General features: G+C 44.2%; 8 protein-coding genes, 2 tRNA genes and 2 rRNA genes. 4 read left to right on the top strand and 8 right to left on the bottom strand.

Annotation, left to right across the window (positions count from 1 at the left end):
* Positions 1-92: 92 nt before the first annotated feature.
* The 8 genes from KXD93_RS12245 to KXD93_RS12210 form a co-directional block, all read right to left on the bottom strand.
* Positions 93-2177 carry a M56 family metallopeptidase gene (locus KXD93_RS12245; protein WP_258137398.1) on the bottom strand — a complete coding sequence of 695 codons (2085 nt, stop codon included), beginning with the start codon at positions 2175-2177 and terminating at the stop codon, positions 93-95.
* 27 nt (positions 2178-2204) lie between these two features.
* Positions 2205-4196, bottom strand: coding sequence for a M56 family metallopeptidase (locus tag KXD93_RS12240; RefSeq protein WP_258137397.1), 1992 nt, complete (start codon positions 4194-4196; stop codon positions 2205-2207).
* A 116-nt stretch (positions 4197-4312) separates the two neighbouring features.
* Positions 4313-4687, bottom strand: coding sequence for a BlaI/MecI/CopY family transcriptional regulator (locus KXD93_RS12235; protein ID WP_258137396.1), 375 nt, complete (start codon positions 4685-4687; stop codon positions 4313-4315).
* Positions 4688-4918: 231 nt separating this feature from the next.
* Positions 4919-5812 (bottom strand): type IX secretion system protein PorD, encoded by an 894-nt coding sequence (gene porD / locus KXD93_RS12230; RefSeq protein WP_258137395.1) that lies wholly within the window; start codon positions 5810-5812, stop codon positions 4919-4921.
* The gene (coaBC, locus tag KXD93_RS12225) at positions 5809-6999 is read right to left on the bottom strand and encodes a bifunctional phosphopantothenoylcysteine decarboxylase/phosphopantothenate--cysteine ligase CoaBC (RefSeq protein ID WP_258137394.1); all 1191 of its coding nucleotides are present in this window, start codon (positions 6997-6999) and stop codon (positions 5809-5811) included. Before coaBC ends, porD begins: the two co-directional genes overlap by 4 nt.
* A 120-nt stretch (positions 7000-7119) precedes the next feature.
* A complete protein-coding gene (locus KXD93_RS12220; protein ID WP_258137393.1) occupies positions 7120-7461 on the bottom strand; it encodes a DNA-directed RNA polymerase subunit omega in 342 nt (113 codons plus the stop codon).
* 7 nt (positions 7462-7468) lie between these two features.
* Positions 7469-8398 (bottom strand): outer membrane protein assembly factor BamD, encoded by a 930-nt coding sequence (locus KXD93_RS12215; RefSeq protein ID WP_258137392.1) that lies wholly within the window; start codon positions 8396-8398, stop codon positions 7469-7471.
* Positions 8399-8668: 270 nt separating this feature from the next.
* Positions 8669-9202 (bottom strand): DUF1572 domain-containing protein, encoded by a 534-nt coding sequence (locus KXD93_RS12210; protein ID WP_258137391.1) that lies wholly within the window; start codon positions 9200-9202, stop codon positions 8669-8671.
* Positions 9203-9986: 784 nt separating this feature from the next.
* Between KXD93_RS12210 and KXD93_RS12205 the strand changes: the two genes are divergently transcribed.
* The 4 genes from KXD93_RS12205 to KXD93_RS12190 all read left to right on the top strand — a co-directional run bounded on the left by KXD93_RS12205 (position 9987) and on the right by KXD93_RS12190 (position 15195).
* Positions 9987-11508: ribosomal RNA gene (locus KXD93_RS12205) — 16S ribosomal RNA — on the top strand.
* Between the two features lie 317 nt (positions 11509-11825).
* A tRNA-Ile gene (locus KXD93_RS12200) sits at positions 11826-11900 on the top strand.
* A gap of 86 nt (positions 11901-11986) precedes the next feature.
* Positions 11987-12063, top strand: a tRNA-Ala gene (locus tag KXD93_RS12195).
* 251 nt (positions 12064-12314) lie between these two features.
* Positions 12315-15195: ribosomal RNA gene (locus tag KXD93_RS12190) — 23S ribosomal RNA — on the top strand.
* Together the 16S and 23S rRNA genes with 2 tRNA genes alongside form the textbook arrangement of a ribosomal RNA operon.
* Positions 15196-15261: the final 66 nt, after the last annotated feature.

The raw sequence follows: 15261 nt of genomic DNA, 5'->3' as shown, positions 1-15261 counted from the left end.
GTGTTTTAGTTGATTGGTGAATAACTGATTGGTTGATTAAGTTGGTCTTATCCTGCCAAGCAAAACCTTTTCAACCTAATATAACTGATTAATTACTCATCTTCAGACTTTTCGGATTTCTCTACCTTTTCAACTTTTTCGGCCTTTTCAGTTTTCTCCCGTTTTTCTTTCCGCTCTGCCTTTTCAGTCTTTTCAACTTTCTCCGGCTTTTCGTCAGAATCGTAATTGAAGTTATAGCTGAAATTCATTTTCGATTTCAGGTACTTCCTGTATTGAGGACTGCGCTCATAGGCAGTCATCTTTTTAACCGCTTGCTGTAGCAGGCGTTGTTCGTTCCTTATTTGTTCGTTGTCCTGGTAGCCGCTCATTTGCCTGCCAAGCCTTTCCATTTCCTTTTGTTTTTCCTTTATTTCGGGGTTCTCATAGGCTTTGCGCAAACTGTCGCCCAGGGCCTGTACCCGGCGGTTCTGTTCTTTTGCCTCAGGCGAATCGTAGTGCGCACTTACCTGCTTGCCCATTTTTTCCAGGTCATCCTGCGTTATTTTAATATCTGCGGGGATGTGGGTTTCCAATTCGGCCTGGTATTTTTTGTAGTTATCGCTCTTTTTGTCCCTGTCATCATAGTAATAGTTGGTTTCAGGGATGCCATATTTCTTTTTCAGATCGCTGTTCAACTTCTTGAATTCAGGCGTGCTATAGTAGGCCCCTATCTTGCGGCCTTTTTCGCCCATTTGTTCAGTAATGGCCCGCATCTTATCATCCGGTCCAAAATTCTTTGAATAATCACGACTTGCTGCCTGCAAATCTTCCTGCATCTTTTTCAACTCCGGGCGATTATAAAAATCCTGCATTGCTTTACCGTCGTCTTCTATTTTCCGCTGCGCGTCTTTAAATTCAGCGCTTTGGTAGTAAGCAGAAATTGCCTGCGAATGTTTTTGAATCTCGGCACTTAGGGCTGCCATTTTGCTATTGTTTTCATCATCAGAATAGCTCATCGCATCGTCGCTCTCGTCGTTGACATGAGCATCGCTTTGCATTTTATGAACAGCTTTTTTTGTAGCATGCGCTTGTGTATGCACCGCTTTTTTGGCAACTGCCTTACGACCGGTGTCGGCAAGCAGGTGTTCTATTATCGGGGTAATTGCCTTTACAGAGATCTTCCCTTGCGCTATTTCAGGTTTAAGCAGGGCCATGGCGCCTATGCCCACGGTTAATATAAGCATGGCCAACAGGGTTGGGCGCAGGCTGGGTATTTGTTTTTTAGTTTTCATGATACGTTCAATTCTGTTTAATAAATGGTACTTTTTGCCTGTTGCGGCCAGCGCTAGCTGCCAGTCGTTTTGGCGGGTTTGCTCCAGCTTTAATAAAGCCTTCGCGTAGATGATAGGGTCTGCGGTGGCCTCTACAACCAGGTCGTCGCAGCAATTCTCACGTTCTTCGTTTATAATCCTGTTGATCAGTTGCGCACAGGGATTAAAAAATAACAGTATGGATATTACCTGCTGTAGCATATTTACCAGGTAATCGTTTCGTTTTATGTGGGCCAGCTCGTGTAACAATATGGCCTCAATTTCTTCCGCTGATAAAAAAGTAGCCAGGCTAAACGGCAGCAGGATAACCGGTTTAAAGTAACCCACCATGCAGGGTACATCAACCATTTTGCTCAACCCGGCTTTTACTTCCTTACTGATATTCAGCATTGCAGTAAATTTGTTCACCGTTTGCCTTAGCCGAATGTCAATGGTCAAGCCCTGCTTAATGGCATTTATTTTTTTGCGCGCCATAACCAGTTTGCCGGTGTTAAATATTAAACCCACGATGTAAATGGCGGTTATGTAGGGCAGGTACTCTTCAACACTATAATAATAGCGGATGGTTTGATCATTAAACCGCGCTATACCAGATGGCAGTTCTGTCAACAATGGCATTGCCGATAGCTTTGTGGGCGCCACCGCAAGCCAGTTGTAAATATTTATCTCGCCGATAAGGGTATAACCAAACCAACCGGTTATAGCAAACAGGCTTATCAGCGCCATCAGGTATTTTTTGGATGCCGATAACTGCGCCGAAAACATCAGCGCCAGCTTCAATACAAAGTAAATTAATAGCCCTTGCCATAAGGAATGGATGATAGTTATCCCCAAAACCTGGCTGATATTATATAGCGTGTTTTGCATCGTATTTAAATCCTGGCGGTTATTAAATTATTGCTGGTCTTCTTTAACAGGTTGCTCCTTGTCGGTTGTGCTATCTTTTTCAGGAGTGTAGGTGCGCGATTTACCAACCGAATCACGCATGATCCATTTTCTGTTTTTTATTTTGTTTCTCCATTCCGGGCTGTCAAATTGTTTCCTCATCAATTCGCCCTGCTTCTTTATCTGTTCCATCTGGTTTTTCCACTCAGGGCTGTCGAATTGCTTCTTCATTAGCTCACCCTGTTTCTTCATCACCTCCATTTGGTTTTTCCACTCCGGGCTGTTGAATTTCTTCTGCATTTCTTCGCCTTGTTTCTTCATCACTTCCACTTGCTTTTTCCATTCAGGGCTGTCGAAATGTTTTTTCATCAACTCGCCCTGTTTCTTCATAACTTCCATTTGGCTTTTCCATTCAGGGCTATTGAATTTCTTCTGCATTTCTTCACCCTGTTTCCTCATCGTTTCCACCTGGTTTTTCCATTCGGGGCTGTCGAAATGCTTTCTCATTTCCTCGCCTTGTTTTTGCATGGCAAGCATCTGATTTTTCCACTCCGGGCTGTCGAACTTCTTCCTCATCTCCTCGCCTTGTTTTCGCATGGCTAGCATTTGATTTTTCCATTCCGCACTTCTGAATTTTTTATTCATTTCCTCACCCTGCTTGCGCATAGCTTCCATTTGGCTCTTCCATTCCGGGCTATTGAATTTTTTTCGCATTTCTTCGCCTTGCTTGCGCATAGCTTCCATTTGCGCCTTCCATTCAGGGCTGTTGAAATACCTTTTTACGGAATCAGGTGCGTCATCGCTATAAAAATTATCATCGTATATTTCTGTTTTGTTTGATGAAGACGCCTTTTCAGTCTTAACTTTTTGCCTCCTGTTTTTAGCAATTACCTTACTCTTGGCTTTGTATTTATGTTTTGTAGTGTCAGCAAGTAAATTATACTGTGTTGAGTCAATAAGCGTATCTGCTGATATTACCTTGGTCAACTTTGCCTTTGCGATGGCCGCTTTCGGGTTAAACCATGCAATACAACTAAGGGTGCCGGCAAGTAAAAACAGCGCTATGATCAAATGGCGCATGCTGGCCATGTGTTTTTTAGTTTTCATAATTCTTTCAATTCTGTTTAGTAACTGGAATTTTGGTCCGGTTGCGGCAAGCGCCAGTTGCAGATTAGATTTGCGGGCCTCTTCAAGCTTTATTAAGGCTTGTGCATATATCAAAGGTTCACCAGTCTTCTCTACAACCAGGTCGTCGCAAACGTTTTCCCGTTCCTGGTTTATAATCCTGTTAATTAATTGGGTAAAGGGGTTAAAGAAAAGCAACACCGTTATCACTTGCTGCAGCAGGTTTACCAGGTAATCGTTTCGTTTAATGTGTGAAAGTTCGTGTAATAAAATGGCTTCAACTTCGGCCGTGCTAAGGTTAGTTCCAATAGAAACTGGCAATAATATAAGCGGCTTAAAATAGCCTATCATACAAGGTACATCAATCAGCTCACTGAATTTAAGGGTGATGTACTTGTTAATATTTAGCTTTTTGGAAAAGACATTAACAAATTGTTGCAGCTGCTCAGCCGGTAAAACGGAAAGTTTGATTTGCTGGATTTTGTTCCACTCTACAGCAAGCCGGGCAATGTTTATGATCAGCCCCATAAAATAAAATGCACATATAAAAGGCAGGTAACGTGCAATGCTATAATACCAATCCTGGTGATAGTGGGTGCCGGTTGGCAAGTTTAAATAGGGGAGTAGTGGTAGTTGATGCGCCGATTTAATGGTTACCCAACTGTAATCGCTGATCTCGGTTAGCAGTGTATAAATAAAACAAACAGAAATGGCCACCATTGCACCAATGGCCAGGTTATATTTTTTAACCGCGGTTAATGACGAGATACCAGCAAACGCTATCCTCAAAATAAAATAGATCAGCAACCCCTGCCACAACGAGTGGATGATGGTGATCCCTAAAACCTGGCTGATGTTATATAATATGGTTTGCATTTTAGTTTATTAGAGACTGAAGATTAGAGATTAGTTACTATCCCGTGGCTCCAGTCGTTTAATTTTATGATTTATTGCATTTCTTTTTTTAACTAACCTCTCTAATCAACTAATCTCTAGCCTCTACCTTCAAACTGCTTCAAATAATCCTTTATCGCGTCTATCTCATCCTTTGATGCCCGGTGATGACCAAGCGCCTGGATCACCAGATCGGACGTTGAGCCTTTAAACACGGTCGAGATGATTTTATCAAGTGCTGTTTGCTGCGCTTGTTCGCGGGTTATCAGCGATTTGTATAAATGCGTTTTGGAGGTGGTGTCGCGTTCCACCAATCCCTTGTCGTGCATTATCTGCATTAATTTTAGGGTAGTAGTATAGCCGGCATCCTTGTTTTTCGACAATTCCTCATGCACATCACGTACAGTACACTGACCCTTTTTCCAGATCACCTGTAGTATCTCCAGCTCGCTTTCTGTTGGTTTAATTTCCATTTTAAATAGTTATACGAATTTCTTCGTACAAAGATGTACGATAGATTTCGTATTTGCAAATTATTTATAAACTTTTTTTTAAAAAGACGCACGGGGAGGGGGGAATGTTGCAATCGCTGATGTTTTTTGATTAAAGGATTCCGCTGATTTTGAGAGCTTATATCGAAAGCTTCGGTTTAGTCCACAAACAGTCCAATCAACGAAATCAGCGTAATAAAAAAAATCAACGGTTTATTTCTGCAGCGTCTGGTACTTCAGCCCATTGGCCGGATCGGCCTGGCTTAGGATGTTCATGGCCGCCACTCTATCCTGCGGATCAGTTTTGGCGAAGATAGAAACGAATTCGTCGCTTTTAGCAGTGAAAAAGACGAGCGGGAACATGGCACCGAGGCGCTGCCTGTCGACCTGTGAGAGAACGGGGAGAATCGCCGAGATTGCTTTGCGGCCCTTGCCCGGATTATCAGACATCAGGTCGAGCCCATTGCGGTGGTAATCATAAACAAAGCTTCGGAGCGGTTGATATAGCTTATTGTTCAGATTTTCAGAGAGCCAATAGCGGTTGTTATTACCGTCAAATGCCTTCCAGCCCTTACTTGATGATGTTTGCGCATTGGTTGCCACGTTTTGGGCGGCAGCAAAGTAAGCCGAACCGCCAAGCCTTGAGAACGAATCATAATCCATACCCACAACTACATAAGCATAAAAGGCCATCAGGGATGCCAAATTGCTTTGAAAATTTTGATCTGTAAAATCAATGCTTTGCCCTTCGGTATAGGTGAAATCAATATCCTTATCGTTTACATTCAGCAGGGTTGAAGTATAGGTTGATCCGTATACCGGTCGCGACGATTGCACCTGCAGTTCACCGGCAAAGTTGCTGCTGCCATCCCAGGTGGTAATATTCAATATAAAGTTACATTCAATCCTTTCCTGTGGTAAAATAACATCTGCACTCCATTTGCGTCCATTTAGAAAGTCTTTCATGGCAGTTTCAAGTGCCTGGAAGATCCGCTTATTGGTTGATTGTATTTTTGGGGAAACAACCTGCACGTGAGCATTTAAATCTTGCGCAGCAACCTTAAGGCTGAGGCAGATTAACAGGATATAAATGCCAAATGCCTTCATTTATTTAATAGCGCTATAATTTTATTACAGATATCAAGAGCAACTTCGTCCTTGCTTTTAACAGGGTAGGCTGTTTTTTGCAGATCGCGGTCAATGATCGTTATTTTATTCGTGTCCTTTTTAAAACCCGCACCCTCGTCGTTTAGCGAATTTAGCACAATAAAGTCGAGATTTTTTCGCTGTAGCTTGTCTATTGCATTTATTTCTTCGTTGTCCGTTTCCAGTGCAAAGCCAACCAATATTTGTCCAGCCTTTTTCTGGCTGCCAAGCTTGCTTAAAATATCGGTAGTTTTCTTTAAGTCGATGCTGAAATCGGCATCCTGCTTTTTTATTTTTTGCTGCGCGATTGTAACCGGCGTATAATCGGCCACGGCGGCGCTCATCACACAAACCTGCGATCCTTCAAAATTCTGTAAACAAGCATCCAGCATTTCAGCAGCAGATGTAACGTTTATACGTTTAACAGCAAGTTGTTTACTTATTTGTGCCGATGGCCCTGCTATCAGCGTTACATCAGCGCCCAGCTTTGCAAGTTCATCAGCAATAGCGAAGCCCATTTTTCCCGATGAATGGTTGCCGATAAAACGCACGGGATCAATAGCCTCATAAGTGGGGCCTGCAGTAACCAGCACCTTTTTATCAGCTAAAGGAAGTTTCTTTTTTATTTCTGCGGATAGAAAGGCAATTATCTCTTCAGGCTCAGCCATCCGCCCTTCGCCATGCAACCCGCTAGCCAGTTCACCACTGCCCGGTGGGATCAACACATTACCAAATGATTGCAGCTTATCGATGTTCTCCTGGGTGGCGGTATGCTTCCACATGTCCAGGTCCATAGCAGGGGCAAAATACACAGGGCACTTGGCCGAAAGATAAACACCCATCAGTAAATTATCGCAAAGCCCGTTAGCCATTTTTGCCAGGGTATTTGCGCTTGCGGGGGCAATCAGCATTATATCGGCCCAAAGCCCTAGTTCAACATGGTTGTTCCACTCGCCGGTCTCAGGGATAAAATAATCCACCAGTACCGGGTTTTTAGAAAGGGTAGAGAGTGTTAGCGGAGTAATAAAGTTAGTGGCATCGGTAGTCATCACAACTTTGACGTTTGCGCCGGCCTTAACCAATAGCCTAACCAGCGTTGCCGATTTATAAGCCGCTATACTACCACAAATGCCTAAAACAATGTTCATAAGCCCCCTAACCCCCTAAAGGGGGAATTTTTGAAATTCAAAACTAAACAAAAAAACTCCCGTACGGGAGTTTAATATTATTAAAAAGCCTCTTCGCTCCCCCTTTAGGGGGCCGGGGGCCTATTGTTCCTTAGCCGGATTGCGGTAATAAACTTTGTCGTCTAAAAATTCCTGGATAGCTACCAATGATGGTTTTGGTAACTTCTCGTAATATTTAGAGATCTCAATTTGCTCACGGTTTTCAAAAACTTCTTCCAGGTTATCGTTCGACGAAGCAAATTCAGAAAGCTTTTGGTGCAATTCTTCCTTTACGTTGTTCGAGATCTGGTTAGCTCTTTTCGACATAATTACAAGCGATTCGTAAATGTTGTCGGTTTTTACATCTAACTCGCGTAAGTCGCGGGTTACTGTGCTGCTTGCTACGGCAGGTTTGTTAGCGTTATTGTTAATAGCGTTACTCATATCTTTTTTAATTTGGGATCTTTTTATCGTCGTTTCCTTTTTCAGATGACGGCCTGGCTTTCACGGTGTCCTTCGCAGCTATTTTCTTAGCCAATCTTGGGTTCACCATTGCTTCAGCCAATAACCTTTTGCTTTGGGCCATTTCATCCTGGGAGTATTTTTTATAAACAGCAGTTTCCTTTAAAAATCTGCTGGTCGGGTATTTTTCAGTAAACTGATCAGCCCAGGTAATTGCCAGGGTATAACGGTCTTCCTGGAAATCTACGCGGCTGTTTTTAGCATACTTATATTGAGCCTCGATGGTTAAGTATTCAAGCTCTTCTGCATACTTGGTATCAGGGTAATCACGCAACGTATTTCCAAATGCGATTACAGCAGCCTGGAAGTCGCCAATCGTTAAGTAAAGCTTTGCATTTGCATAGGCTTTGCTTTCAAGTTTATCACGTAATGTTTGGATCAGTTTGCTGGCCTCCGCAACACGATCGCTTTTTGGATAAAGATTTATAAAAAGTTGTAAACCATCTATCGCCTTGCTGGTATTAGCCTGGTCGAGTGAATATATCGGCGAATCAAGATACAAGCAATAGGCATACATAAATCGGCACTCCTCAGCTCTTGGGCTTGATGGATAAGTATCGGCAAATGATTTAAAGTGATAGCCTGCAGCAGTGTAATCCTTTAGTTTATAATTCGCATAAGCGTTATAATAGAACAGGTCCTCAGCACCTTCGTGCCCGCGGTAACGCGTTACCAGGTCATCAAATAAACCTAACGCCTTGGTATACTCTCTTTTATTATATAGCTTAATAGCTTCAGAGTACTTTTTGGCATTATCGTTACTGGCCTTCAGTTTTTCATATTTACTTTTACAACTGCCTAATGTAATAAGTAGTACAGCAATTACACAGGCCAATAACGTTAGTTGTTTTTTAAACATTTTGCAAAGATAGTTGAATATTATAAATCAGTCAATTATTTATTTTATATGGTTTTACGCCAATAACACGCACTCCCAATTGCGTGGGAGTTAATTTGCTGCTAATATATAACGCTTGTTTTACCCTATGTATATATATAGGTATGATTTAACATCTTTTAACAGGGAAGTGGAGTTCATGGTTGATGGTTCATAGTTCATGGCGGAAGAAATCAAACTCAGTTTTCTGCCGTTGTTACCAGCCGGCGTTGCGCTACTTTGAACCATGAACTATGATCTATGAACTTTTTGAAGATTAAATGCCTTCGATTGTCCTTTGGGGATGGTTAACGAATTCCAATTTTCTCCGGAAACCATCTTGGCGATAAATACGATCTGTCCGATGTGGTATGGGACATGCGCCAGTTGGCGGTTGATAGCCTCAATTACGGTATGCGCCTCGTTACGTATATATATAGTATATAGTAAGTCGTCGTCAGTAAGCGGATCGATGGCGTCATACATGCATTTCCACCCTTTGTTCCATAATGCGATAAGTTCTTCTTTGGATGATGCGGGATCTTCAAACTCTTCGTCGCGGTTACGCCATTCCTTTTCGCCGTCGCTGGTCAGGAAATCGGTCCAGCGCGAAATGGAGTTCCCGGCTATATGCTTTATTATAATGGCAATACTGTTTGATTCCGGGTTGTATTGCCAGTGCATTTGCTCTTCGCTAACCTGCGCAATAGCACGATCGCCTACTGATTGGTAATAACGGAATTGCTTTTTGATGCTTGATAGGTAGTTGTTGCCGGCATTTTCCATGTTTTTTGATGTATTATATATATGTATAATTAAAGGTAGAAGAATTTATATTGATTTTTATATGGGTAAAATTACCTGCTTATATAAAATATCCTACAAAATTACAGGGATAGTTATGCGCTCCCACTCGATACTCACTATTGGCCAACCCCTGCGCATAAATTTTTCTCGCTTATTTTCAAAGTGTTACAACTACACTGTGCTTTTTTCGCACAAAGTATTTGCAGGAATGAAAATGAAACGTACCTTTGCAGCCCGTTACGGAGGAAGATAAAGAGGATAGGGGACGGGAAATAAGGCAAACAAAAAATAAAAAAAAATAAAGTTTGCAAGTTTAAAAAAGGTTCATACCTTTGCAGTCCCAAAACAAGGGGGCAAAAAAACAAAGAGTTAAAAATAAAAAAAAATAAAGTTTGCAAGTTTAAAAAAGGTTCATACCTTTGCAGTCCCAAAACAAGGGGGCAAAAAAACAAAGAGTTTCGGAAGCGATTTCCGGCTTAACAATTGAAAAGTTAAACACAGTAAAATGTGTTAAAACATATAGCCTGACTGAGACAGAAAGGCGTCAAGTTCTTATAAGATACTGGATAATCATGTAGCGTAACAGCGGGAGTCGAAAGACAAAGCGGTTATGATATAGAGAGAAAAGGGATACTGTATAAAGATACACAGTGAACGGATCAGCGAAGATGAATGAAGTGATTCATGAATTAGAAACTACCGGTCACATAATTTTACAGATTCTATTATTAATAATAGGGTCAGTGAACAAACAAAACATTTTACAATGGAGAGTTTGATCCTGGCTCAGGATGAACGCTAGCGGCAGGCCTAATACATGCAAGTCGGACGGGATAGAAGAGCTTGCTTTTCTTGAGAGTGGCGCACGGGTGCGTAACACGTATGTAACCTACCCTTATCAGGGGGATAGCCTCTCGAAAGAGAGATTAAGCCCGCATAATATGAAGACACAGCATTGTGATTTCATCAAATATTTATAGGATAAGGATGGGCATGCGGAACATTAGCTAGTTGGTAAGGTAATGGCTTACCAAGGCTACGATGTTTAGGGGATCTGAGAGGATGACCCCCCACACTGGTACTGAGACACGGACCAGACTCCTACGGGAGGCAGCAGTAAGGAATATTGGTCAATGGGCGGAAGCCTGAACCAGCCATGCCGCGTGCAGGAAGACGGCCCTACGGGTTGTAAACTGCTTTTGTACCGGAATAAACCCTGATTCGTGAATCAGGCTGAATGTACGGTAAGAATAAGGATCGGCTAACTCCGTGCCAGCAGCCGCGGTAATACGGAGGATCCAAGCGTTATCCGGATTTATTGGGTTTAAAGGGTGCGTAGGCGGCCTGTTAAGTCAGGGGTGAAAGACGGTAGCTCAACTATCGCAGTGCCCTTGATACTGATGGGCTTGAATGTACTAGAGGTAGGCGGAATGTGACAAGTAGCGGTGAAATGCATAGATATGTCACAGAACACCAATTGCGAAGGCAGCTTACTATGGTATGATTGACGCTGAGGCACGAAAGCGTGGGGATCAAACAGGATTAGATACCCTGGTAGTCCACGCCCTAAACGATGAATACTCGATGTTAGCGATATACAGTTAGCGTCAAAGCGAAAGCGTTAAGTATTCCACCTGGGGAGTACGCCCGCAAGGGTGAAACTCAAAGGAATTGACGGGGGCCCGCACAAGCGGAGGAGCATGTGGTTTAATTCGATGATACGCGAGGAACCTTACCCGGGCTTGAAAGTTAGTGAATTGAGCAGAGACGCTCAAGTCCTTCGGGACACGAAACTAGGTGCTGCATGGCTGTCGTCAGCTCGTGCCGTGAGGTGTTGGGTTAAGTCCCGCAACGAGCGCAACCCCTATGTTTAGTTGCCAGCACGTTAAGGTGGGGACTCTAAACAGACTGCCTATGCAAATAGAGAGGAAGGAGGGGACGACGTCAAGTCATCATGGCCCTTACGTCCGGGGCTACACACGTGCTACAATGGGCAGTACAGAGGGCAGCTACCTGGCAACAGGATGCCAATCTCAAAAAGCTGTTCACAGTTCGGATCGGGGTCTGCAACTCGACCCCGTGAAGTTGGATTCGCTAGTAATCGCAGATCAGCAATGCTGCGGTGAATACGTTCCCGGGCCTTGTACACACCGCCCGTCAAGCCATGGAAGCTGGAAGTACCTGAAGTGCGTAACCGCAAGGAGCGTCCTAGGGTAAAGTCGGTAACTGGGGCTAAGTCGTAACAAGGTAGCCGTACCGGAAGGTGTGGCTGGAATACCTCCTTTCTGGAGCAGTATCCACAAAAACTCTCTCAAATTCATAGCAGCGAAGCTGTTATCTACATGACCAGTTACTTATATATTAGTTGGAGTGGTTAAAAGTGTTGTAGTAGTTGAAAAGGTTGAAAAACTAGATCAATCACTAATTCACTAAATCAGTCCATCACTAATTACAACGAAACAAAAGGAAAACCCAAAAGATGAAGCCATTAGTTAGGCTCAGCACATCTGGGAGACGAGATTGTAAGAAATTACGGTTTACGATTTACGAGAAAACGATTGTTAAATCCGAAATCGAAGATCTGAAATCCGAAATAACAAACAGTCCTGTAGCTCAGCTTGGTTAGAGCACTACACTGATAATGTAGGGGTCAGCAGTTCAAATCTGCTCGGGACTACTATAAAGGCAGTCATAAGTCTGGAATCAGAAGTTTAGAGTCGAAAGACTTAAGACTAAATACTCAGGACTAGAGACTCATTTTTAGGGGGATTAGCTCAGCTGGCTAGAGCACCTGCCTTGCACGCAGGGGGTCAACGGTTCGAATCCGTTATTCTCCACCATGCCCTCCGTTTCCTGAAAGGGATAGGATATAATGCAAAAGCCCCTTTAGGGGTTGGGGCCACGTTCTTTGACATATTGGAAGAAGTAAATTGAAAGAGAAGACAACAATAGAGGACTATTGAGGCTTCAGAAGTTTACGAAGATTAAAGGTAAAGAGGTAGCAATACCAATGAACCAATGAACGAGTGAACCAATGAACGCGATAGAAATCAAAAAGCATACCGTGCCGAGCAAAAGGCGGCAATGGTAGAAGAAAGTAAGAAAGGGTACACGGGGGATGCCTTGGCTCTCAGAGGCGATGAAGGACGTGATAAGCTGCGATAAGCTGCGGGGATTAGCAAATATAAATTGATCCGCAGATTTCCGAATGGGGAAACCTAACTATTTGAAGAATAGTTGCATAAATGCGCGAACCTGCTGAACTGAAACATCTAAGTAAGCAGAGGAAGAGAAAACAACAGTGATTTCCTGAGTAGTGGCGAGCGAAAGGGAAGAAGCCCAAACCGGCTATGTTACGGCATAACCGGGGTTATAGGACCACAACATGAATATTAAAGAAAACCGGAACGGGGTGGGAAACCCGGCCATAGAGCATGAGAGCTGCGTACGGGTAATTGATAATAGGATAGTGGTATCCTGAGTACCGCGAGGTCGGAGACGCCTTGTGGGAATTTGCCGGCACCATCCGGTAAGGCTAAATACTCCTGAGAGACCGATAGTGAACCAGTACCGTGAGGGAAAGGTGAAAAGAACCCCGAACAGGGGAGTGAAATAGAACCTGAAACCGTGTACTTACAAGCGGTCGGAGCGGACTTGATCCGTGACGGCGTGCCTTTTGCATAATGAGCCTACGAGTTACTCTTTCCTGGCAAGGTTAAGTGTTTAAGACACGGATCCGAAGCGAAAGCGAGTCTGAATAGGGCGTATAGTCAGGGGAGGTAGACGCGAAACCTTGTGATCTACCCATGGACAGGTTGAAGGTGCCGTAACAGGTACTGGAGGACCGAACCGATAAACGTTGAAAAGTTTCCGGATGATCTGTGGGTAGGGGTGAAAGGCTAATCAAACTGGGAAATAGCTCGTACTCCCCGAAATGTTTTTAGGAACAGCCTGGCGGTTGAGTTATTAAGAGGTAGAGCTACTAATTGGGTGCGGGGGAGTCAAATCCTACCAAATCCAGATAAACTCCGAATGCTTAATAATATACGCTGGAGTGAGGCTCTGGGTGCTAAGGTCCAGGGCCGAGAGGGAAAGAACCCAGACCATCAGCTAAGGTCCCTAAATTACCACTAAGTTGAACTAACGAGGTCCGATTGCACAGACAGCTAGGATGTTGGCTTGGAAGCAGCCATTCATTTAAAGAGTGCGTAACAGCTCACTAGTCGAGCGATCGGGCATGGATAATAAACGGGCATCAAGTGGTATACCGAAGCTATGGATTATGCAGCAATGTATACTGGTAGGGGAGCATTCTAACTTCCGGTGAAGCAGGAAGGTAACTGACTGTGGAGGGCTTAGAAAAGCAAATGTAGGCATAAGTAACGATAAGGCGGGAGAGAAACCCGCCCACCGAAAGACTAAGGTTTCCTGATCAACGCTAATCGGATCAGGGTTAGTCGGGGCCTAAGGTGAAGCCGAAGGGCGTAGCCGATGGACAACTGGTTAATATTCCAGTACTTTTTATAACTGCGATGCGGTGACGGAGTAGTGACACTGACGCGAACTGACGGAATAGTTCGTTAAATGCCGTAGGTATATGGACTGTAGTAAAGTACGCAGACCATGCTGAAAGCAGATAGTACGCAGAACCTTCGGGGGATGTGATAGTTCAGGTAATCAGACTTCCAAGAAAACCCGCTAAGCTTCAGGTTATAAAAACCCGTACCGTAAACCGACACAGGTAGTCGAGGAGAGAATCCTAAGGTGCTCGAGTGAATCATGGCTAAGGAACTCGGCAAAATGGCCCTGTAACTTCGGGAGAAGGGGCGCTGGTAGCAATATCAGCCGCAGTGAAAAGGCCCAGGCGACTGTTTAACAAAAACACATGGCTATGCAAAATCGAAAGATGACGTATATGGCCTGACACCTGCCCGGTGCCGGAAGGTTAAGAGGGGATGTTAGGAGCAATTCGAAGCATTGAATCGAAGCCCCGGTAAACGGCGGCCGTAACTATAACGGTCCTAAGGTAGCGAAATTCCTTGTCGGGTAAGTTCCGACCTGCACGAATGGTGTAACGATCTGGGCGCTGTCTCAGCCATGAGCTCGGTGAAATTGTGGTATCGGTGAAGACGCCGGTTACCCGCAACGGGACGGAAAGACCCCATGCACCTTCACTACAACTTAACATTGAAATCGGCTACAGGATGTGTAGGATAGGTGGGAGACTGTGATCATGCTTCGCTAGGAGTATGTTAGTCAACGTTGAAATACCACCCTTTCTGTATCTGGTGTCTAACTCCATAATGTGGAGGACATTGTTTGGCGGGTAGTTTGACTGGGGTGGTCGCCTCCAAAAAGGTAACGGAGGCTTTCAAAGGTAAGCTCAGTACGCTTGGTAACCGTACGGGGAGTGCAATAGCATAAGCTTGCTTGACTGTGAGGCAGACAAGCCGAGCAGGGTCGAAAGACGGATATAGTGATCCGGTGGTTCTGCATGGAAGGGCCATCGCTCAAAGGATAAAAGGTACGCTGGGGATAACAGGCTGATCTCCCCCAAGAGCTCATATCGACGGGGAGGTTTGGCACCTCGATGTCGGCTCGTCACATCCTGGGGCTGGAGAAGGTCCCAAGGGTTGAGCTGTTCGCTCATTAAAGTGGCACGCGAGCTGGGTTCAGAACGTCGCGAGACAGTTCGGTCCCTATCTGTTGTGGGCGCAGGAAGTTTGAGTGGGGCTGACCTTAGTACGAGAGGACCGGGTTGGACGAACCACTGGTGAATCTGTTATGGCGCCAGCTGTATTGCAGAGTAGCTACGTTCGGAATAGATAAGCGCTGAAAGCATCTAAGTGCGAAACTAGCCACAAGATGAGACTTCCATTGAGGGTCGTAGCAGACTACTACGTTGATAGGTCATAGGTATAAAGGTGGTGACATCATAGCCAAGTGATACTAATCGCCCGAAGCTTTCTCATAGCAGGTAATGAATGAGTCCATAGTCGATGGTCAATAGTCCATAGTCAGCAATGACTTAAGACTAA

Source organism: Mucilaginibacter phenanthrenivorans (assembly GCF_024721155.1).
GTDB classification, from domain to species: Bacteria; Bacteroidota; Bacteroidia; order Sphingobacteriales; family Sphingobacteriaceae; genus Mucilaginibacter; species Mucilaginibacter phenanthrenivorans.
This window is presented reverse-complemented; position numbering and strand designations above follow the sequence as displayed.